This window comes from Ferrimonas sp. SCSIO 43195, from assembly GCF_023716685.1.
GTDB classification, from domain to species: domain Bacteria; phylum Pseudomonadota; class Gammaproteobacteria; order Enterobacterales; family Shewanellaceae; genus Ferrimonas; species Ferrimonas kyonanensis.
Genome location: NZ_CP072679.1, coordinates 2,440,056 through 2,462,372 on the forward strand (window position 1 = coordinate 2,440,056; position 22,317 = coordinate 2,462,372).

The following is a 22,317-nucleotide window of genomic DNA, read 5'->3' on the forward strand; positions in this document are numbered from 1 at the left end:
ATGATCACCGAAGCGCTGCAACAGAGCATCGAGCACAGCTACGCCAGCATCCTGGCGGCGTCGCCGACCCTCAATGCCCAGTTGGCAGCCACGCTGGATAAACTGGAAGCCACCGCCCGGCAAACGCTGGAGGAGGAGTCCCCCTATGGCCCGTTCTATCAGCAACTGCTGCTGTCCGAACAGCAACTGGATGACAATGCCAACACCGTTGCCGCCTTGCAGCAGGACTGGCAGGCGTACCGCGACTGCCTCTCCAGCCTGAAACTGCCGGCCAACCCGGGGTTCTGGCAGGGGCAGATGCGCCGCGCCACGCAACACCCGGAATCCGCTACTTTGATCCGGCGGTTGTTGCTGCGGGATTGGCGAAAACAACTGGAGCGCAGCGAAGCCAAGTGGGAACTGGATCGACTGGCCCTGCTGCGTACGGAGATGCTGGCCCAGTTAAAGGCCTGGCTCGACACCCTGATTGAGTTAAGCCGCAATTTCGAGCGCCTCGGACTGGAACCCGGATTTCTGGTGGACTTCAGTGCCGGTCAATTGTGCCAGGATGACGTCGAGACGTTGAAACGTTGGTGCGACTACCTGGCCAACACCCCCGGGGTGCTGGACCTGTGCCATCGCATCGGCAAGCAAAGAAAACCCAGTTACTCTACCCACTACGAAACGGTCAGTGTGCGGCGCCTGCGAGAGGTTAATTGCCCCAATGCCCCCGCCAAAGAGGAGTTGGTGGGGCTTAGGTTAGACCAGCAGCTGAGCCAGACCCTGCCGTCGGAACTGGCCCTGTTGGGGGAGGAAGACACCGCATTGCTGTTTGACCTCAAATACCTGGAACGGCAACTTCAAACCTTTGAAATGCGCGGCTGGCAACCGGAACGAACCTGGGTCAATGTGGATGAACTGCGGCCAGTCTCCACCGAGGACAACCTTGGGCCCATGGTGATCTGCGTCGACAGCAGCCTGTCGATGCAAGGCCAGCCGGAAAAGGTGGCCAAGGCGCTGGCATTGTTTCTGGCCGCCACCGGTCGATCGGGTCAGCGCAAGTGCTTTCTGGTCAACTTCTCCACCGACATCGAGACCCTGAACCTGTCTGACGACCACGCCTTGCCGAAGCTGCTGGGATTCCTGACCCGCTCTTTCCACGGCGGCACCGACGTGGCACCGGCCATTGATGTGGCGCTGGAGGTGCTCAACCGGGATGACTACCGCAATGCCGATATGGTGGTGATCTCAGACTTCGTACTGGCGGAGTTACCGGCCGCCACCCTCACCGCCATGGGCGAACAACGCCGATGTGGCAACCGATTCTACTCGGTGGTGATCGGCGAACAACTGAACCAATCCCATTTTCAGACCCTGTTTGACTGCCAGTGGCAGTATTTGGCAGACCAGGGCGACATCATCGAACGGCTGCGGGATCACCGCGCCGACGCCGAACTGGATCACGACATCGCCATGGCCCTTACCACGATCCAAGGTTCCGCTTGAGCCAACCACTGGCAGCGGTTGCAATTGCCGCTGCTTGTCACCTTGATTACACCGGTTTAAGCGCAGCCCTTGCCAACCGGTTCGCCACAATTCAGCGCCCCTCTCGAAACCGCACTTATCCTGGCAGCTTGTGGAAGCTCGCTGAAATTTCTGTAATGATTATCTAGCTTGTCGGTTGTGTGAGTCAGGAAGTCATTCAACCAGGTCGTTAACACGACCGTCATTGTCAGTGCACCAATCCGGCGGCCGCACCGACAGTGACACGGAACCGGACATCAGGAGACCGCCGGGATAACAAGGTCCTATCCTTGGGATGTCATGGATGAATGTTCAAGGGAAGGTGATGATCAGACACGTTCGGACTCTGTACCTGCTGGGGCTGTTGCTGCCGTCGACGTCCTTGAGTGGCGCCGAGTTTGTCGGTTCGTCCTCGTGCCGGCAATGCCATGACACCGAATACCGGCAGTGGCTGGGGTCGGATCACGAGCAGGCCATGAACCACGCCACCGAAGACCGGGTGCTGGGGGATTTTGACGATGTCAGCATCGATTTTAAAGGAGAACAATACCGATTTTATACCGACAAAGGCCGCTACTTTGCCCGCCTTAAAGACGCCAGCGGCACCTTCAGGGACTATCAAGTCACCCACACCTTTGGCTTTGACCCACTGCAACAATACCTGGTGGAGCTGGAAGGCGGACGACTGCAGTTAATCCCTTTCGCCTGGGATAACCGAGAGCGCGGCGATGGTGGCCAGCGCTGGTATCACCTCTATCCAAACAGCGAACCCCATGATGAGTTTTACTGGACCAACCCCGGTCAGAATTGGAATTACATGTGCGCCGACTGCCACTCCACCAACCTGACCAAGGGCTATGACTTCGACACCAATCGCTACCAAAGCCGCTGGAGTGAAATCAATGTCGGCTGCGAAGCCTGCCATGGTCCCGGCAGTGATCACCTCAGTTGGGCCGCATCCGGGGCTGCCGATGTGGCGCACAAGGGGTTTGATCGGACGCTGAACAAAGCCGTACCCCATTGGCAAAGGTCGCCGAATCAGGCCACCGCCCAACCGGGTCATCAGGTAAACACCAGCCATCAGCTGGATACCTGTGCCCGCTGCCACAGTCGTCGCCTGCAACTCAGCGATGCACCACTTGCTCCGGAGCAACCGCTGGGCGATCGCTACGCCCTTAACCTGATTCACCCCAACCAGTACTACCCGGATGGTCAGATCGACGACGAAGTTTACGTCTATGGGTCGTTTCTGCAGTCCAAGATGCACGACGCTGGCGTCAGCTGCAGTCATTGCCACAACCCCCACTCGACCCGGACACTGCTGCAAGGAAATGCCCTGTGCGGCCAGTGTCACAACCCGGTTCAATTTGATACGCCGGCCCACCATCACCATGAACCGGATAACGCCGGGGCTGACTGTGTCGACTGCCATATGCCTCAAACCACCTACATGGGCATCGATCGACGCCGGGATCACGGCTTTAAGGTGCCCAGCCCTTGGCTCAGTACCCAGATCGGTGTGCCCAACGCCTGTAACAACTGCCATCAGGACCAGTCCCCCCAGTGGGCTGCAGACCATGCCCGGGACTGGTATCCGGGGTCCGACAACAGTGACAACCACCACACGGCCCTGGCGTTTGCCGCCGCCGAGGCCGGCGACACAGCAGCGGGCAATGCCCTGTCCTACATCGCACAAGACATTCACCGCACCGACCTCATTCGAGCAGCCGCACTGCAGCGTCTGCAGCAATTTCCTGGTCGCAACGGCCTGGTCGCACTCACGCGGGCGGTGAAAAACCACGATCCCTGGGTTCGATTGGGCGCCGTGTATGGCTCGGCGCCCTACTCGAGCCACGATCGCTGGCAGCTGATCGCACCGTTGCTGTCTGATCCGGTGTTGGTGGTCCGCATTGAAACCGCCGCCGCCCTGGCGGCGAACTGGCAGCGACTCGGCCCGAAACAGCAGCAGGCTCTGGCGGCGCCCCTGGCGGAGTATCGCGACAGCCAGCGCTTCAACGGCGATCGTGGGTTTGCTCGCACCAACCTGGCCAATCTCGCACTCTGGCAGGGACAGTGGCAACAGGCAGAAGCCCTGTACCTGGGCGCCATCAAAGTGGAGCCGCATTTTGCGCTGGCCTACGCCAACCTGGCCGATCTCTATCGCACTCAGGGAAAGGAGACCCTGGCGGCCGAAACGCTGAAACAGGGGATGGCAGCGCAACCGGATTCTGCCGCGCTTCCCTTTGCCCACGGCCTGGCGATGCTGCGTTCGGGACACTCAGCCCGGGCACTCTCTTCACTGCAGCGCGCAACCGAGCTGGAGCCCGATAACGCTCACTTTCATTACGTCTTCGGCCTGGCTCTGGCCCCGGTCAACCCCGCCGCGGCCCGTCAGGCGATGGCGGCAGCCTATGGCGTCAGTGGCAGACCGCAGCACCTGTTTGCGTTATGTGAACTGGAGGTCAAGCAGCAATCGGCGTCGGCCCGGGCCTGTTTACAGCGACTGCAAGCCGTAGCACCGCCAGAGGTGGTTGAGCAATTGAGCCAGCAATTGCCCTAGCCTTCGTCACGCTCAAAAACCGGCCTCGAGGCCGGTTTTCTTATGGTTAATAAGGGAATGCTGCTACAATTGGCGTTTTTTACCATCCGGCTTTCCCGGTACCTTAGGATATTCCCATGAGCGACACCCCAACCCTGGCCCCAGAGCTGCAGACCATTGCCGATTTCTACCAACTGGAACCAGAAGGTCATGCCGGCCTGGCGTCCATCCACGAAGCGATTGAAGCGCCTCTGAGGGAAGATTTCGAGCGCCTGCCCGCCAGTGCCCAGAATGTCATGGGCAGCTTCGAGCAGTTGCATGCCTCGGTCACCTATAACTTGCTGGGCGCCACCGCAGAAGCCCTGCGCATGACCCAGGACGCCGACATCACCGAAGAGCAGAAAGCCGGTCACCTGGAAAGTGTCTTGGGCCATGGCATCAAGCTGATGCTCAAGAATCTTAAAGCTGCGCGTCGCAACCCGGTGTTGAAACGTCAGCTCAATGCCCCATTTGCCAACTCATAGAGGCCAGCATGATTAACATGAATACCGTATCCGATACCGTAAAGCGTTTTGTGGATGCCACCTTTGAAGGCCGTGGGTTCTGGGGGCTAACCAAGGGCGAGGAGTGGGTCATCTGCGATTCTGCTCAGTTTGAGAATGCCGATGTATTGCCACTGTGGTCCAGTGAAAGTGCCGCCCGTGAACACTGCGTTGACGAGTGGGAAGAGTACGACGTGGCGATGATTCCACTGGAAGACTTTTTCGAGATTTGGCTCAATGAGCTGAATCAGGACGGTGTCCTCATCGGTTGCGACTGGCAGTTATCACTGGATGGCGAAGAGATCGACGCCATGGAACTGGCCAAGCTGTATCAGGCCTGATCCTAATCCGTGCAGATTAAGGGCGCCCGTTGGCGCCCTTTTTGGTGCTCAGTTAAACGGCGCCGGCTGAGGCGTGGCGCTGGTTGATGGCGGCAGGATTGGCAGAGTGATCCTAGGCTGCTCTCCGGTCAGAGTTTTCAAAAAGGCGGTAATGCTGGCGGCATCCTCATCGCTGAGCTCCCGCCCCAGTTGCACGCGCTGCATGGTCACTACCGCCTGTTGCAGATCGTAGGTGGAGCCGTCATGGAAATAGGGGTACGTCAGTTCGATATTTCTCAGTGTCGGCACCTTAAATACCATCCGATCCCCTTCCCGACCGGTCACATCCATTCGACCCTGAGCCGGATTGTCGGTGACAAAGGGCTGCATCAGGCCCATCTTCTGGTACATCGTTCCGCCGGCAGCCGGTCCATTGTGACAAGCCGCACAGCCGTTGGATTTAAACAAGGCATACCCCTGTTTCTCATCCTCAGACAACGCCTGCTTGTCCCCTTGCAGCCACAGATCAAAGCGACTGTTGGGGGTCACCAGCGTCTCTTCGAATGCCGCAATGGCATCGGTGACCCGCTCCAGGTTGATGCCTGACGAACCATACACGGCTTTAAACTCTGCCTGATACTCTGGAATCGACTCCAGTACCTCCAGGGCAATGGCGTGCTCCAGCGCCATCTCCTTGGGGTTGGCGATAGGACCGGCAGCCTGCTCTTGCAGGTTTGCGGCACGTCCATCCCAGAACTGGGCCAGCATGTACTTGGCATTCAGCACCGTCGGCGCATTGATCGGCCCCTGTTGCCAGTTATGGCCGATGGAGGTCGGCAATATGTCGACCCCACCCATGGCCAGGTTGTGACAACTGTTGCAGGACAAAAAACCCGACTTAGACAACCTGGGCTCAAAAAACAACCGCTCTCCCAGTGCCACCTTTTCCGGTTGGGTGATCACGGCAGGTTCTATGATTTGAATCGGTTCGGCGGCAAAGGCACAACCGGCAATCGAGGCAGTGGCTATCGCCAGGGCTAAGGGTTTCATGGGTGTCCTCTTTAAGTAGTGGCTGGTCATTGAGTTAAATACTACTTAGGAGGGACAACAGACAAAATCACAATAATGCGATTGGGGCCATCGTCCAACTGAGGCCATACATTTGATTTAAAACAAAGAAAAATGGCTAAACTTCAGGCAGTAATAACACCCTTCCTCTTTAAATCAGCGTCGGTCATCTGCCCGCTAATCGAACTGAACCCTCAATTCAGTATTACGCTGATCTAGCCCTAAATCGAAAAACAGGGATTTCCAATGGTTGTTACCCAACATAAAAATGCGAAGTTAACAAGGCTGCAGCTTTTGTGTTATATGCTGAATTTCATTCGGTTTTTACGGTGGCAACACCGACATCGACCAGGGAGTTGAGACGAGTCCGAAACGGCCCAAGGACGGCGCAGACAACAACAACTAACAACCACACAACGCGTTGAATTAGGGAACACCATGACCGCAACAACAAGTACCGGAGTGGCGGGATTCCGCCACTGGCGACTACAAGGAAAATTAGTAGCCATGTTTATGGCTATCGGGGTCATTCCGGCCCTGTTGATTACCTTGATATCGACCTTGAGTACTCGACAGACCATTGAAACCGCTGTGCTTCAGCAATTAGAGTCAGTCAATACAATCAAAAAACACCAGTTAGAGCGTTTCTTTGATGCCAGAAAATCTGAAATTGAATTGATGGCAGCCAGCTTGTCCAGCATCGATGCCGCACACAGGGATCGCTACTTTAAACAATTCATCAATGCCAACCACTACTACGATCTGTTTATCATCGATGCACAAGGCCAGATCATTTACAGCGTCGCCAAAGAAGCGGATTTCAATACCAACCTAATTGATGGCCCTTACGCCGACAGTAACCTCGGTAGCTTGTATCGACGCGTCGAAACCAGTGGCCGCACCCAGCTAAGCGACTACCGCCCCTATGCCCCCAGCAACAACGAACCCGCCGCCTTTATCGCCACACCGATTGCCGATAGCCAGAGAGTGCTGGCGTTGCAGTTATCACAGGCGGGCATTGCCGCCATCATGTCGGTTCGGGAAGGCATGGGGGACAGTGGCGAAAGCTATCTGGTCGGTGAAGATAAACGAATGCGATCCGACTCCTATCTGGACCCCCAAGGGCACTCTATTAGTGCCAGTTTTGCCGGTACAATCGCGGACAATGGCGTCGACACCGAACCCGTCGCCCGCGGGCTCAGCGGTGCCACCGGCGTGATGCAGACTCAGGACTACAATGGCAATCCGGTGCTATCGGCTTACAGCCATTTGGCCATCGATCAACACTCGTGGGTGGTCATCAGTGAGTTGGACGTCGCCGAGGCCTTCGCCCCCATCAATACCACCACTTACGCCAGCCTTGGGCTTATCGCAGCGGCCACGGTAGCCATTGCCTTTGTCGGCGCCCTGTTCGCCCGCGCCCTAGCCAAGCCCGTTGTGGCCGCTGCCGCTCTGGCCCAGCAGGTAGCAGAAGGCGATCTTACTCAAACGCTAATCCACACCCGCCACGACGAACTGGGTCAATTACAGCAAGCACTGAACCAGATGGTCACCAACCTGAAACAGATGGTGGGACAATTGACCGACGTCGCCATGGCCCAGGGTACCACCGCTGATGAACTCGCCGCGGTCACCGAACAAACCAGTACCGCTGTCGCCGATCAACAGGTGCAGTCCACTCAGGCGGTCACCGCCACAACCGAGATGAATGCCACCATCAATGAAGTGGCCGCCACCACCGCCAACGCCAGTTCAGTGTGTGAAGCTGTGTTGAGCAAAGCCACTGAAGGGGCCCAGCACATCGATCAGACTTATCAATCGCTGGTGAGTCTGGCGCAGACGACCGCTGGTACCGCCGAAGAGATGGTCACTCTGCGTCGCAACTCTGACAAAATTGCCAATGTATTGAACGTCATTAAGCAAATTTCAGAACAAACCAATCTGTTGTCGCTCAATGCGGCCATCGAAGCAGCCCGTGCCGGTGAGCACGGCCGGGGCTTCGCCGTCGTTGCCGACGAGGTTCGCAAACTGGCTCAATCTACTCAGGAATCTACCGCCGAAATTGAAGGAATCATCGACGCCATCGTTAGCAGCACCACCGAGGCTGCGGATAAGATGAACGCCAATGTAGAACAGGCCCGCCAAGTTCAGGACCTGGCCCAAAATGCCAACCAAATTAATAAATTGGTATCCCAAGAAGTCAGCGGCATCTTTGACATGGTTACCCAGATCGCCGCCGCCACCGAGCAGCAAACCACCACCATCGATGAGATAGCACGCAACATCGAGACCATCAACTCCGGCATCAGTGAAACCGAAGATGCTACCCGCACCATCGCCGATTCCAGCAGTGAACTGTCTCGTATGGCCCATGATCTAAATGGTCAGGCCGGTCGGTTTACCCTGTAACCTTTCAGGCGGTCAGGACGCCAAAACGAACCAGTCACTCCTGACCGCCTGCGCTTTTAAGCTGAGTCGCTTACCCAGCTCTCCCCCTGCTTACTCGCCGTTACATCGCCCCTCACTTTCCTTACACCAATGACCAGACCTTACGCGAGCTTACCCCACTGTTGGCAGCTCGCAGAGACAATGGTGACTCTCACTCACCAGAGCACGACGCCGCCGCCTTTCCCAGGCGCCGAGCCCGTCCAGGACAGGTCCATATTGATCATGACAGTCGCCACCCGCCCCAATCGCCACCGCTTCTCAGGCACAACTTTCGACTCGGTGCCGAGTTGGGGATCGCCCTCGACTCTGCCAGGAGGGAGCGCCCAATGAACGCTCGCTGGTTTCGCTCGCCGACATTGCACCCCTGTACCTTGGCCCTGGCGGTGTCTGCCTACATTGCCCTGGCTTTCAATCTGCCTTTTTATCTGGCGCTGGAGCGCATCTTTCAGCAACTGGAACACGTCGACTACGGCTTTGTCGCATCGATTCCCCTGTTTGTCATCGCCGTACTGAACCTGGTGCTGGCACTGTGCTGCTGGAAAGGGATCACCAAACCGTTGGTGATAATGTTGATCATCAGTTCGTCGCTGGTCAGTTACACCATGCTCACCTACGGCGTGGTGTTTGATTACGGCATGATTGAAAACCTGTTTGAAACCAATCCCGCCGAGGCCGGTTCCTACCTCAACCTCAATGTGGTGTTGTGGCTGACCATTACCGCCCTGCTGCCAACCCTGGTGGTGTGCCGAGTGCGCCTCTGCCAACGACAAACTCTGGCCGGAGAGCTGTTGCATAAAGCCGCCTCGGTAACACTGTCGGTGCTGTGCGTGTTGGCCATCGCCTTCTTCTACTACAAGGATTACTCCTCGGTAGGACGCAATAACAGCTATTTAAAGACCATGATTGTGCCGACCCATTTTATCTACAGCAGTGCCAAATACATCAACAACACCTTCCTCACCACCCCGGTGCCGTTTGAAACTCTGGGCCAGGACGCCAGCCAATCGCCGCTGGCCGCCGATGCCAAACCAACGCTGATGGTCATCGTTGTCGGGGAAACCGCTCGCAGCATGAACCTGGCGTATAACGGCTACTCCAGGCCCACCACCCCGTTTACACAGGATAAAAACCTGATCTCAATGAAGCGAGTCAGCTCCTGCGGCACCGCTACCGCGGTGTCGGTACCCTGCCTGTTCTCACCCCAGACGCGCAGCGGCTTTGATGGCAAGCGGGCTCGCAATCAGTCCAACTTGATGGACATCTTCGGCTACGCCGGCATCGACAGCGTTTGGAAAGACAACGACGGTGGCAGCAAAGGCGTCGCCAAACGAATGTCTTACTTACCGGTGGACCCCAGCGCCCACCCGCAGTTTTGTGAGGGCGGCGTTTGCGTAGATGAAGTACTGCTTGAGGACTTCGACACCCAGATAGACGCGATGCAAGGCAATCGAGTGGTGGTGCTACACCTGATCGGCAGCCACGGCCCCACCTACTACCAGCGGTACCCTCAATCCATGGCCGCTTTTACGCCGGCGTGCAACAGCAACAACATCGAGACCTGTACCGAACAGGAGTTGGTCAATGTCTACGACAACACCATTCGCTATACCGACTACGTGTTAAATCAAACCATCAAACGGCTCCAGGGAATGAGCGATCGGTACAAGACCGCACTGGTCTACCTGTCGGATCACGGCGAATCTCTCGGCGAGAACGGCCTGTACCTGCATGGATTCCCCTATGGACTGGCGCCAAAGCAGCAAACCACCGTGCCATGGCTGATGTGGTTTTCTGACGCTTTTAGCCGCGACAAGGGCATTGACCGACAGTGCCTGGTCAAAAAAGGCGAGCAGGCCGAACTGTCCCATGACAACTTTTTTCACAGCATGCTGGGAATCATGGATGTGCACACCAGCCTGTATCAACCGCAGCTGGATCTGTTCGCCGACTGTCGCCAATAGGCCATTGGGGGGCGATAACCTCGCCCCCTTGGTTACTGGCCCAGGGTTACTGGCCTTAAACCGGCGTTTAACGTACCCTTGTCCGCCTTCGATTCCACTGCGACTGTGCTGTTATTACCATGCCTGACTGGTCTACCTTGCTGATCTTCCTTCCCACCTTCTTTGCTGTCTCCATCACCCCGGGGCTGTGCATGCTGCTGGCCCTGAGTCTGGGCATGACCATCGGCCTGAAACGGACCCTGCCAATGATGGCCGGCGAGTTGCTTGGCGTCGCCATTGTGGCCACCTCCGCCCTGCTCGGAGTCTCGGCGCTGCTGCTGGCCCAACCGTCGCTGTTGTTGCTGCTGCAGGGGGTTGGTGGCGGCTACCTGATCTATCTGGGGTGGTGTGCCTGGCGCCGCAGCGGTCAACTGGACAGCGGCGATCGGGTAACCGATGTGTCACCGAGGCAGTTGTTTGTTCGCGGCCTGACCACTGCGCTGGCGAACCCTAAGGGCTGGGCCTTTATGGTATCGCTGCTGCCGCCCTTTATCGATCACCAACGCCCCTTGCTGCCTCAGTTGAGCCTGTTACTGGCGATCATTCTGCTGTGTGAGCTGGTGTGCATGACTTTGTACGCCACCGGAGGCAGTCGCCTTCGAGCACTGCTGCGCCAGGACAACGTCAAACGACTGCACCGCCTCTCCGGAACGGTGATGGTGGTACTGGGCGTATGGCTGTGGCTGTCCTGAGTGGCGTAGTTCAGTGTAAGCCATTGCCACTAACCCATAGCGACAATCTCTGAAGTCACCGAGACCCAGCGTCGTCTTGCCTCTCTGCACCCCTATCAGCGCCGGACAGAACCATCCCTGAGCGGCTTCTTAGGCGGTTGCCTTTCCCAACCCAGCTCTTCCAGGCCCCTTGATCCTGTGCCGACGCTGCCTTAGCTTCGGCAACAGGTCAGATCTGTGGCGTACTGGCTGAAACAGCAACAGATCATCTAACCGGAGAGCGTCAAATGACCTATCTCAACACCCTGGTGTGCCTGCTGGTGGCCAGTCCCGCCGTTGCCACCACCGGACTGGCTTTCGTCCATGGCACCGGCAAACAAACCAATGCACTGGATGATTACTGGACTACGGAGTTCGTTGACTCCGTTCGTCAGGGCATCGAAAATCCCGCCAACACCGTCGTCATCAATTGCGACTTCGATCAGTACATGTGGACCGAGGGCGCTGCCGGCTGTCTGGCGGCACAGCTGACCGACTTTATGGCCGAACGCAATGTCGACGATCTGATTTTGATCACCCATTCCAACGGCGGCAATGTGGTGCGATGGCTGTTGTCCAACCCCAGCTGGGATGGTCGCTACCCGGCCATCATCGACGCCACCTCGCGAGTGGTGGCATTGGCCCCCTCCAGTGCCGGAACCCCTCTGGCGGATGCCGTCACCAACGGCAATGTGTTTGAGTCCACCCTTGGCTGGCTACTGGGTTACGACAGCGATGCCGTTAAGATGCAGCAGGAAAGCTGGATGGCCAACTACAACGCCAGCTGGTTGTATGGCACCGCCGGGCGCCCCTCCTTGCCAAGTCTGTTTGAATCCGTGGTCGGCTCCGACGTGGACTCCGCCATCTGGGACAGCGACAGCTACTGCGGGGGCTATCAGTACCAGGTGGGCCTGGAAACCACCCAGAACTGGCTGGATGACTGCTCCGACGGTTTCCTGGAATGCAGCTCTCAACGCGCCGCCGGTCAGGAGTGGTTTACCGACACCGAACGAACCCGAGGCCGCGAGCCTCTCAGCCACCACCAGAGTCGCCGCGCCTGTTTTAACCTCGACAGCCTGCTTCGCAACCACCTTTAGGAGACCCCCATGATCCCCAATTCCTACCTTAGGTTAACTGCGGCCCTGCTGCTGTTGAGCGGATGTGGCGACAGCAACACTGCGGCAACTGATCCCCACAGCACCGACTCGGCCCCGACCACCGTCGTTCTGCCTACCACGGCACCGCCGCCGCAAAGCAGCGAGTTCACACCGGTCAACAGCAAGACTGAAACCGTCAGTTACATCAGCAACGCCGACGATGCCGATATTGCCGGGCCCAAAGGCCAGCAGAGTCGCAGCAGCGACGAATACTGGCACGAGGTCAGTGGCCGCCAGTTGAATCAAGGCATCGAACTGCTCCTCAGCCAACCCGGTGGGTTAGTGCGTCTGGCTCCCCGGGCCGATCTGCGCAGCGGCACCCTGATCCACGGCGATGCCATCGACCCCACCACCGTGGAACTGCGGCACTCACTGCAAAAGGCCAACCAGGCCCCCCGCCAAGACAGTGAACCTCTGATTCAATCCGCCACCAATGCCATGATCATGGCCAGTGCCGGCGTCGACGACGATTCCAGTGCCCTGTTGTTGTCCAGCAAGCTAAAGCCGGGATCGTACCGGCTTAGCGTCGGCCAGCCTCTGCTGGCGGATGCTCGCTATCTGGTGCACGTCAAGGAAAAAGGCAGTCCCCATCAGCTGGCCGTCTCGGCGCCCTCGTCTCTGCACCGCGATGACGCCGATCTGCAGCTGGCAATCGACTGGCCAGGCCAACTGACTGCCGACACCGATCTGACTGCCCTATTGGTGCTGGAAAACGGCCAACGACGCCCGGTCCCTCTCCATTCCAGCGACGGTCACTACGTTGCCCGCCTCGATCTCAATGATGAGCCCATCGTTGCCGCCGGTTTCAGTGAACTGATGATCCACAGCCTCAGCCGCGTCGATGGCATCGACATCAAGCGCAGCGTCAAAACGGCATTTAAACGGGTGGCACAAACCGCGTCGTTAACGGGCGTGGCCCGGGAACAGTGGCATCAGGGGCAACTGCAGGCGCTGGTCACCGACGTCAGCGTCGCCAAAGCCGGGCGCTATCAGTTGCGAGCGGTACTGGGGGGCCAGGATAACAGCGGCAAACTTCAGGCTGCGATGCGCAGTGACATCGCCTTGTGGTTGGAGCCGGGTCGCCATCAAGTGGCGATTCCGCTGGACCCGACTCGATTTGAGTCGCGAGCCGTGCGCCCCCCTTACGCGCTGATGGCCCTGACTCTCACCGATCAGGGGCAGATGGCCATACTCGATGCCCTTAAGGAGGCAGTGATGCTGAACCCGGCCCCTTAGGAACGACAGGCGCTGATCCGGTCATGTGGCCTAGGTCAGCGCCATCACCAGGCTTTGTATCACAATGCCCCCACCGAGCACCGTAAACAGCACTCCGCACACCGCATCAATCCCCAGCCGGGCTCGGTTGAGTCGTTGTTGCAATCGCTGACTGGTTAACAACCAGGCCAGGGAGGCAAACCAGCCAAAAGAGAGACTCCAGATGATCAGCAGCGCCATCATCTTGCCCTGGGTCGACATCGACACTGGCACCAACGACGACATCAAGCTGACGAAAAATACCAGCGCCTTGGGATTAAGGATGTTGGTGGTGAACCCCTTTATCAGCGCGCGGCGGGGGCTGGTACTGGCCGACGCAACCGCGGCTGGCGTCGCTCCCAGGCTGTGACGTTGACGCCAATGGCGAATCACGTACCTCAGGGCTCCGATACCCAACCACAATAGATAACTGCCCCCCGCCAGCTTGATGCACAGAAACCACAGCGGGTGCTGCTGAATCAGGAAACTGACCCCGGTCAAACTAAACAGCGCATGCAGCAAGATCCCCAACGACAGGCCCAGGGCAATAAATACGCCGGTACGACGGCCATGGCGACCAGCATTTTGCACCACCAGGGCAAAATCGGGCCCCGGGCTCATTAAGGCAACAAAGTGCACCGACGCCAGCGTCAGCAACACGGTAGTTTCGTTCATGGAGTTCCTCGGTCGATCTAACGGGCGATCGTCAAGCGATCAATGACAGGTGGCGAACAGCTGAGACGGAGCCACCAAAAACTGGCGCTTAAACGCCTTGGCAAAATGGGATTGATCATAGAAGCCGACTTGCAGCGCCACCTCGGCAATGGGCAGACCCAGACGCAACAGCGCCATCCCCTGCTCCAGTCGCAACCGAGCCAGCCAGGCGTAGGGTGTCATGCCGGTCAGGGTCTTAAACTGCCGCAGCAGTTGTGAAGGACTCAATTGGCACAGGTGGCTAAGGTCTTCGAGACGAATCCGCTGGTCAAGGTGAGCCATCAAATAGTCTCGAATCTCAGACAACTGCCGTCGTCCCAACGCCACTGAAGGGGTTACGCTGCCACCGCCATGGCGTTCAAGCAGCACATTGATGGCCTCTCGCGGCAGGCAATCCTGCGCCAGTTGGGGGAGTTCTGGCTGCCTGAGCCAATGGTGACACTGGCTCAACTGCGCGTACAAACCCGGGTCGGTGATCTGCTGACAAACCAGGGTGTGCCGATTGCCACTCTGGCTCTGATTGCGTACCCACTCCGCGCCCAGGGCAAAGACCTTAACCCGGTAGCCCTGCTCCGCCTGCGGTTGACCGTCGTGGGTCTCTCCCGGTGGCATGATCACCAGTTGACCCGGACCGGCGTGATGCCAACTGCCACGGCAATAGTACCGCTGCTCCCCTTCGGTGATCAGGCCCAAATGATAATCCAGGTGAAAATGACGCTCAAAGGCAAACCGGCGGTAATGGGCGTCAATCAGGCTGACGTCCTCAATACTGGTCTTATGATAACTGACTCGGTTCACTTCGGCTCCGACACTGCTCCTCGAATGACGGTCATTACAGCACAGCATTTGATGACTGGCTTGTAAAAAAATGACACCAAGGCGCTCAACCGATGACCCGCGCCGGATTGCCACCCACCTTAGTGCCGGCGGCGACGTCTTTGGTGACCACGGCACCGGCGCCCACGATCGCCTCGGCGCCGATGGTCACTCCGGGCAGAATGATGGCACCACCGCCAATCCAGGCTTTATCCTCGATCACCACCGGGGCGGCGGTTTCCTCTCCGGCGGCGCGGGCGTCGGCATCCAGATCGTGAGCCACCGTATAAATCTGCACCTTGGGGCCGATCATCACCTTGTTGCCGATTCGCACCCCACCGTGGTCCAGGATCACCGCGTCCCAGTTGATAAAACTGTGCTCACCAATCTCGATGTGACAACCGTAACAGGTGCGAAACGGTTGCTGAATGTGGGCGGTAGGGTGCATCTTGATCCCGAGTTGGACCAGGTATTCACGCCGAATCTCGGTATCCGGTTCATGATTGAATTGAAACACCAGCCGTTCCGCCTTTTTTCGAATCTCACCCAGTTGCGGATCAAACAGGTTGTAGGGCAGACCGGCTTTCATCTTCTCGAGTGACGTCATGGGAACTCCTGTAGGGCAGTACTGTTATTATTTGCTGCGCCATCTGGGGCACAGAGACCGGGATTTTACCCTAAGCGTCGCCCTCATCCATGATACACATCAGCCATTTACCCCTTCCGTTTAAAATGCCATCAGTGGGTTACCCTGCCCCCTATCGAGAATGACTCTCAATCACCGTGTCGGCTGCTCAAGGGCCGCAAAAAAAGTTCCGCTACCCCTATTGAGGTAGCTCACGATTTTTAACATTCCTCTCCCCATTCCCCCCTGATTTTGGCGGTAAAACTTTGGCGCCAATCACAGTATCGGCGCTGCTGTTCATATTTTTTCACAACTTCAGGCGGCCTGTTCATATCCCCACCCAACTTATTCATATCAACTTTTTATTCTGTCCACTCCTGAATAACTAAGGTCTTGTCCCATTTTGGGTTTGACCACCAATACGCTGACATGAGAGTGAACCAGATGAAAAATCGTCTGCTAGTCGCATTGCTGATCTCCGGCACCTCCCTGGGCACGAGTGCTGTGCCCTGGAGCACCCAGAGCCAACAGCAGATCATGGATACCCTGGTCAACAAGTTTGAACAGGGTAACTACTCCAAAAAAGGCGCCGACAGTTGCCTGATGTGCCACAAGAAAAATGACACCGTGATGGCACTGTTTGATGGTGTACACGGCTCTTTGCAAGGAAACAGCCCCATGGCCGGCCTACAGTGCGAAGCCTGTCATGGCCCTCAGGGCAAACACAATCGCGGTGGTAAAGAGCCAATGTTGGATTTTGGCCCCCAAGCCCTGGCCACCACCGAAGCTCAAAACAGCGTTTGCCTCAGCTGTCACCAGGACAGCCCGCGCATGAGCTGGCACGCCAGCAGTCATAACCTGGAACAGGTGGCCTGTGCCAGCTGTCACCAGGTTCATACCGGTCACGACCCAATCCTCGACAAACAACAGCAAAATGGCGTCTGCACCGACTGCCACAGTCAGCAGAAAGCCGAGATGCATCAGCGCTCCAGCCACCCAATGAAATGGGATCAGATGCAATGCAGTGACTGTCATAACCCCCACGGCAGTCAGAGTGACGCCGACCTGACTCAGGTCACGCTGAACGATACCTGCTACCAATGCCACGCCGAGAAGCGAGGACCGAAGTTGTGGGAACACGCTCCGGTGATGGACAACTGCGCCAACTGTCACAGCCCTCATGGCAGCGTCAACGACAACCTACTCAAGGCGCGGGCACCACTGCTGTGTCAGCAGTGCCACAGTGGCAATGTTCACGCCTCACGCCCTTATGCTCCTGACGGCGACAACGCCTTCAATGCGGGTGGCAGCTGCCTGAATTGTCATAGCCAAATCCACGGCTCGAATCACCCCCAAGGCAAGGCGCTGCAGCGCTAAGAGGAAAGGACGATGAAATACAACCTGATTACTCTGGCGATCATCGCCGCCAGCACACCGGCTCTGGCGGTGGACTTTGGCCTCGCCAACGCCAATACCGACCGAGTTAACACCAGCCAATGGCAGTGTAAGCGCTGCGTTTCACCGACGAAAAATCACGGTCAACTGAATCTGAGTGCCGGCTACGCCGACATCGATGACGCCCACGCACAAAATGCGCTGGGCAGTGATGACAATGGCGCCGTTGCCGCCGTCGGCGGCCGCGCCAGGCTGGCCAGTGATAATGGCTGGCGCCTCAGCGCCACCGCCCATGATCTTGGGTTAGAGCATGGCGACTTCGATGCCCGGTTAAGCAAAGACGACCGCTATCAATTGACCGTCAACTATCGTCAACTGGCGCAGGTCGACAGCGATCAGGCGATGAGTCAGTATCACTATGGTAACGATCAGTTGACCCCGGCAGCACAGCCATTTCCTACCACCCTGGGGATCAAACGGGAACAGATTGGCGTCGGCGTCTCCGCCAGCCAACCGCTGGCAGGATTGCCCATCAGCACCTATGTGAACTACCGAACCGAAGACAAAACCGGTCATCAGCGCAGCTCAGTGGTCACGCCAAGCCCGGTTAACCTGGCCAAGCGGGTCGACAGCACTACCGACACCTTTGCCGCCGGAGCACAGCTTCAAGGCGGTCACTGGCTGGCAGCACTGGATTATCAAGGCTCGGTGTACCGCAACCACCTCAATGAGATCTATCACCAGACCTTTGGCAGCCTGATGGCCATGGATCCGGACAATGAATCCCATCAGCTGACGCTCTCCGGCAATGCACGGTCGTCCTTGGGCCAGTTTGACGGTCGCATCAGCAGTGGCCGCCTGATTCAGGACGACGCCTTGGTCAACGCCGCTCAGAGCCCCATCCAAAGTTGGGACGGACAAATCGATACTCTGGATGCCAGTGGCCGCTACACCACCGTCGTTGGTGATGCCCTGAAACTGCAAGCCAGCGCCAAATACAGCGACCGCGATAACCAGAGTTCGGTGTTTGAGTTCGCCCAGTACGACTTCAACGCCGTGACCGGGATTGTGTCGGAGAATGTGCTGCTGGATCGCACCTCAAGCGACGCTAAACTGGCGGCGCAATATCGTGTCGCAAAAGGCTACCGATTCGACGCCGAGTACCGATATGACCGGGATGAGCGTTCTCACTCAGACCGGGAAACTACCGAGGAACACGGCATTCGCGCCGGCATCAAGGTCACCGCCCTGGAACACTGGCGCATCGAGTTTGAGAGCGGATTCAGCCAGCGCGACGGTAGCCGCTACCAGGCAAACTCCGTGACCTCAACGGAACAAAACGAGTTGATGCGCAAGTATTACCTGGCCGACCGGGATCGATTGGAAACCACCCTGAGCCTGCGCCACCAACCCAGCAGTGCCCTGTCGATGGTTCTGTCACTGCACTACGCCAACGACGATTACACCGACACCGAGATCGGCCTGACCGATGCAAAGAATTACGGTTACCAACTCAATGCCAGCTATCTGCTGCAACGTCACCTTTCCGTCTACGGCTTTGCCGGTCAGCAGTGGATCGACGCCAACCAATCCGGTTCACAGGCCGGCGGCTTGGCCGACTGGAGCGCACGCATCGAAGACCGTTTCATCACCCTTGGCAGCGGGTTTGAGTGGTCCGGTCTGATGCAGGACGCCCTGACTCTGGGAGGCGACTACCTGTTTGCCAACAGCGACAGCAATGCCCGTAACAGCGGCGCCGCCAGCACCGGCTTCGACGATTACTACAGCTACAGCCACTCGGTGGGCCTGTTTGCCCAGTATCGCCTGACGCCTCACAGCCACCTGAAGCTGGACTACCGCTACGAACGTTATTACGACACCGACTACACCGACGTGGCCGTCGATGCCGTGAATGGCCTGACCACCCTGGGTGATCTAAGCCATAACTACAACGCCCATCAGCTGATGCTGACCTATTCCATTTCTTTGTGAGCGACACAAGCCGGGCAGCCACCCTGCCCGGCCACCAATAAAAGAGGGTTTAACCTATGGAACGCCGCGAATTTCTAAAAATGAGCGCCGCTATGAGTGCCGCAGCCGCCGTGACCGGTTGCAGCTCCGAGTCTGCACAAACCACCCCGCCGGTAACGGTCCCGGTTGAGGAGAAGCTCAACTGGAGTGCCTGCCTGGTCAACTGCGGGTCGAACTGCCCGGTCAAAGTCTACAGCCGCGATGGGATCATTACTCGCATCGAAACCGATTACGCCGTCGAAGATGACTACGGCAACCACCAGGTCCGTGCCTGTCTGCGTGGACGCTCGCTGCGTAAACGCGTCTACGCACCGGATCGCCTTAAGTACCCCATGAAGCGAGTCGGCCCACGTGGCAGCGGCCAGTTTGAACGGATCAGCTGGGACGAGGCTCTGAATACCGTCGCCAGTGAACTGGGTCGGTTACGTGGTCAATATGGCCCGGAATGCACCCACTTTACCTACCATTCAGGTGCCTATTACAGCTTTGCCGGTTTTAACTGTCTGGCTCGACTGATGAACATCACCGGTGGTGCTCTGGGCGCCTACGGCGATTACTCCTGGGCGCAGTTGTACCAGGCGGCCAACTACACCTATGGTGACGCCAACCACGGCTGGCTGGGCTCCTCCAACGCCGAGATGCGTAAATCCGACCTGGTGCTGCTCATTGGCCATAACCCGGCCGAGATGCGCATGAGCGGCTCCGGTGAGTCGTACGATTACCTCAACATCATCCAGGACAAGCAGAAACAGCGCGCTCAGGATGGCACCCAGTTCAAAACCATCATCATCGATCCACGTTACACCGACTCCGCCCTGGGTAAAGAAGACCAGTGGATTCCGGTACGCCCTGGCACCGATGCCGCCCTGATGGAAGCATTGGCGTTTGAATTGATCACCAACAACTGGATCGATCAAAGCTTCCTTAACAGCCATTGTTTAGGGTTTGACGAGCACACCCTGCCAGCCGGCCAGGACTACGACGCCACCTACAAGAGCTACATCCTGGACAACACCCAGCCGGGCTCGTTGACCGCAGGCAGCAACGCCAAAACCCCAGAGTGGGCCTCGGCCATCTGTGGCGTGCCCGCCGACGACATTCGCCAGCTGGCCAAAGATCTGGCCGATGCCACCACGCCGTTTGTCCACATTGCCGCGTCACTGAACCGCCAGGCCGCCGGCGAAAACAACATTCGCGCCTGTTACATGCTGCCTATCCTGCTGGGCCAGGTCGGTCTGCCGGGTACCAACAACGGCGCCATGTGTTCCGGTGCGTCACTGCCGATCGCCACCATGCCGACCCGCGGCGACCTCAACACCGTTGATAAGTCCATCTCCTTCTTCACCTTCACTCAGGCCATTGAAGACGGTGAGAACATGACCGTTCTGCGAGACGGCGTTAAGCTGCCAGCCGATCAGCTGGACGCCAACGGCGACGGCAAGCTGGGCGTTAACATCAAGGCCATCGTCAACTACGCCGGCAACGCCTTGATCAACCAGCACGCCGATACCAAGAAAACCGAAGCGCTGCTCAAAGACGAGTCCAAGTGTGAGTTCATCGTAGTGATCGACAACTGGATGACGCCGTCTGCCGAGTTCGCCGATATTCTGCTGCCGGACATCAACTGGCTGGAAACCAAGGATGACCTGATCAACCAGAGCTACGCTGCCGGTGATACCGCCACCCTGGTTCAGATGAGCTCTTCACTGGAACCGATGTTTGAGTGCCGTGACGCCTATGACATCGCGCTGGGCATCGCCGAGATCTGGGGCGTTGCCGGCCAATTTACCGAAGGCAAGACCAAGCAGCAGTGGCGCGATGAACTGTACGCCGTGGCCAAGAACGCCACCCCGGAACTGCCTTCTAAGGAAGAGATGAAAACCCAGGGCATCTTCCGTAAGTACCTGCCCAACGGCAGCTACGTGGTGCTGGAAGATTTCCGCAAAGACCCAGTGGCCAACCCGCTGAAAACCCCGTCTGGCAAGATTGAGATCTACTCGGATCGCCTCGCCACACTGGGCTCGAAGTGGGAACTGAAAGAAGGCGACGTCATCTCTGCCCTGCCTAAATACGTGCCAACCTGGGACGGTTACGAGTCGCTGGACACTCCGGAAGAACGCGAGAAAGCCGCCAAATACCCGCTGCAGATGCACGGTTACCACACTAAGGGCCGGGCTCACTCCAGCTACCACAACGTACCCTGGTTGCGTGAAGCGGTGGAAGACGCCGTTTGGATGAACCCCATCGACGCCCAGGAGAGAGGCTTAAGCAGTGGCGACACGGTTCAGGTATTTAACGACCGCGGCACCATTGAGTTACCGGTTAAGGTGACCCCTCGCATCATGCCCGGCGTTACCGCATTGGGCCAGGGTGCCTGGTTTAAGGGCGCCGGTAAAACCATCGACAAAGGGGGCTGTCTGAACACCCTGACATCCCAGCGGCCGACCCCGATTTCCAAGGGCAATGGCCAGCACACCATCCGTGTTCAGATCAACAAGGCGTAACAGGAGTTAATCATGTCTGACAACAAACAATACGGCTTCTACGTCGATACCAGCAAATGCACCGGCTGCAAAACCTGTCAAATCAGCTGTAAGGATCGCTCGGATCTGCCGGTCGGAGTCAACTTCCGCCGCGTTTACGAGTTTGGCGGCGGCCAGTGGACCAGAAAAGAGGACGGCACTGCCACTCAGAACGTGTTCGCGTACTACGCGTCCATCAGCTGCAATCACTGCTCTGAGCCGGTCTGTACCAAGGCTTGCCCCACCGGCGCCATGCATAAGCGCCGCAGTGACGGCCTGGTCATGGTCGACCCGCAGGTGTGCATCGGCTGCGAGAGCTGTGCCCGCGCCTGTCCTTACGACGCGCCTCAAATTGATACCGCCAAAGGGGTGATGACCAAGTGTGACGGTTGCGTGGAGCGCATCGAGCTGGGTCGCAAACCGGTGTGTGTCGAATCCTGTCCGATGCGCGCCTTGGACTTTGGCACCATGGACGAGTTGCGCGCCCGTTATCCGGATGCCGTACAGCCGGACATCGCGCCGTTGCCTGGCAGCGGCATTACCCACCCTAACCTGTTGATCAAAGCCAACCGCCATGCCCGCCCTAGCGGCAGCCTGGACGGACAAGTGCTCAACTGGGCCGAGGTGTAAATCTCGCCAACCCTCACAGGGGAGCCTGGCTCCCCTGTTCCGG

At 57.8% G+C, this 22,317-nt stretch carries 16 protein-coding genes and 2 pseudogenes; 13 read left to right on the forward strand and 5 right to left on the reverse strand.

The window, feature by feature from the left end; translation table 11 throughout:
- From J8Z22_RS11525 to J8Z22_RS11540, 4 genes are all read left to right on the forward strand, one after another.
- Positions 1–1,485, forward strand: a complete 1,485-nt coding sequence (locus J8Z22_RS11525; RefSeq protein ID WP_051252643.1) for a VWA domain-containing protein — start codon at positions 1–3, stop codon at positions 1,483–1,485.
- A gap of 343 nt (positions 1,486–1,828) precedes the next feature.
- A complete protein-coding gene (locus J8Z22_RS11530) occupies positions 1,829–4,063 on the forward strand; it encodes an ammonia-forming cytochrome c nitrite reductase subunit c552 (protein WP_252006509.1) in 2,235 nt (744 codons plus the stop codon).
- A gap of 116 nt (positions 4,064–4,179) precedes the next feature.
- Positions 4,180–4,566, forward strand: a complete 387-nt coding sequence (locus tag J8Z22_RS11535) for a DUF3069 domain-containing protein (protein WP_035415784.1) — start codon at positions 4,180–4,182, stop codon at positions 4,564–4,566.
- A gap of 8 nt (positions 4,567–4,574) precedes the next feature.
- Complete coding sequence (locus J8Z22_RS11540) at positions 4,575–4,925, forward strand: DUF2750 domain-containing protein (protein ID WP_051252642.1); 351 nt, start codon at positions 4,575–4,577, stop codon at positions 4,923–4,925.
- A 48-nt stretch (positions 4,926–4,973) separates the two neighbouring features.
- On the opposite strand, the gene J8Z22_RS11545 is transcribed toward J8Z22_RS11540, so the two are convergent.
- Entirely contained in the window at positions 4,974–5,954 is a 981-nt protein-coding gene (locus J8Z22_RS11545; RefSeq protein WP_028112899.1) for a cytochrome-c peroxidase, read from the reverse strand.
- 525 nt (positions 5,955–6,479) lie between these two features.
- Here J8Z22_RS11545 and J8Z22_RS11550 point away from each other — a divergent pair.
- From J8Z22_RS11550 to J8Z22_RS11570, 5 genes are all read left to right on the forward strand, one after another.
- Positions 6,480–8,381, forward strand: coding sequence for a methyl-accepting chemotaxis protein (locus tag J8Z22_RS11550; protein ID WP_252006510.1), 1,902 nt, complete (start codon positions 6,480–6,482; stop codon positions 8,379–8,381).
- A gap of 365 nt (positions 8,382–8,746) precedes the next feature.
- The gene (locus tag J8Z22_RS11555; protein WP_252006511.1) at positions 8,747–10,381 is read left to right on the forward strand and encodes a phosphoethanolamine transferase; all 1,635 of its coding nucleotides are present in this window, start codon (positions 8,747–8,749) and stop codon (positions 10,379–10,381) included.
- Positions 10,382–10,500: 119 nt separating this feature from the next.
- The gene (locus tag J8Z22_RS11560; RefSeq protein ID WP_028112896.1) at positions 10,501–11,112 is read left to right on the forward strand and encodes a LysE family translocator; all 612 of its coding nucleotides are present in this window, start codon (positions 10,501–10,503) and stop codon (positions 11,110–11,112) included.
- A 266-nt stretch (positions 11,113–11,378) separates the two neighbouring features.
- Positions 11,379–12,227 (forward strand): hypothetical protein, encoded by an 849-nt coding sequence (locus J8Z22_RS11565; protein WP_028112895.1) that lies wholly within the window; start codon positions 11,379–11,381, stop codon positions 12,225–12,227.
- A gap of 9 nt (positions 12,228–12,236) precedes the next feature.
- Positions 12,237–13,523 carry a DUF4785 domain-containing protein gene (locus J8Z22_RS11570; RefSeq protein ID WP_252006512.1) on the forward strand — a complete coding sequence of 429 codons (1,287 nt, stop codon included), beginning with the start codon at positions 12,237–12,239 and terminating at the stop codon, positions 13,521–13,523.
- A 30-nt stretch (positions 13,524–13,553) separates the two neighbouring features.
- Here the strand turns inward: J8Z22_RS11570 and J8Z22_RS11575 are convergent, their stop codons facing one another.
- The 4 genes and pseudogenes from J8Z22_RS11575 to J8Z22_RS22205 form a co-directional block, all read right to left on the reverse strand.
- Positions 13,554–14,216 carry a LysE family translocator gene (locus J8Z22_RS11575; RefSeq protein ID WP_252006513.1) on the reverse strand — a complete coding sequence of 221 codons (663 nt, stop codon included), beginning with the start codon at positions 14,214–14,216 and terminating at the stop codon, positions 13,554–13,556.
- Positions 14,217–14,255: 39 nt separating this feature from the next.
- Positions 14,256–15,053 carry an AraC family transcriptional regulator gene (locus tag J8Z22_RS11580; protein WP_252006514.1) on the reverse strand — a complete coding sequence of 266 codons (798 nt, stop codon included), beginning with the start codon at positions 15,051–15,053 and terminating at the stop codon, positions 14,256–14,258.
- An 88-nt stretch (positions 15,054–15,141) separates the two neighbouring features.
- Positions 15,142–15,255, reverse strand: a pseudogene (locus tag J8Z22_RS22200) (sugar O-acetyltransferase); the annotation flags it as partial.
- A 333-nt stretch (positions 15,256–15,588) separates the two neighbouring features.
- A pseudogene (locus tag J8Z22_RS22205) lies at positions 15,589–15,678 on the reverse strand (maltose acetyltransferase domain-containing protein); the annotation flags it as partial.
- A 462-nt stretch (positions 15,679–16,140) separates the two neighbouring features.
- Here J8Z22_RS22205 and J8Z22_RS11595 point away from each other — a divergent pair.
- From J8Z22_RS11595 to J8Z22_RS11610, 4 genes are read left to right on the forward strand one after another with little or no spacing between them, the layout of a single operon-like run.
- The gene (locus tag J8Z22_RS11595) at positions 16,141–17,073 is read left to right on the forward strand and encodes a DmsE family decaheme c-type cytochrome (RefSeq protein WP_252006515.1); all 933 of its coding nucleotides are present in this window, start codon (positions 16,141–16,143) and stop codon (positions 17,071–17,073) included.
- A 12-nt stretch (positions 17,074–17,085) separates the two neighbouring features.
- The gene (locus tag J8Z22_RS11600) at positions 17,086–19,083 is read left to right on the forward strand and encodes an MtrB/PioB family decaheme-associated outer membrane protein (protein WP_252006516.1); all 1,998 of its coding nucleotides are present in this window, start codon (positions 17,086–17,088) and stop codon (positions 19,081–19,083) included.
- Between the two features lie 56 nt (positions 19,084–19,139).
- Complete coding sequence (locus J8Z22_RS11605; RefSeq protein WP_252006517.1) at positions 19,140–21,626, forward strand: DMSO/selenate family reductase complex A subunit; 2,487 nt, start codon at positions 19,140–19,142, stop codon at positions 21,624–21,626.
- 12 nt (positions 21,627–21,638) lie between these two features.
- Positions 21,639–22,274 (forward strand): DMSO/selenate family reductase complex B subunit, encoded by a 636-nt coding sequence (locus J8Z22_RS11610; protein WP_028114819.1) that lies wholly within the window; start codon positions 21,639–21,641, stop codon positions 22,272–22,274.
- Positions 22,275–22,317 lie beyond the last annotated feature (43 nt).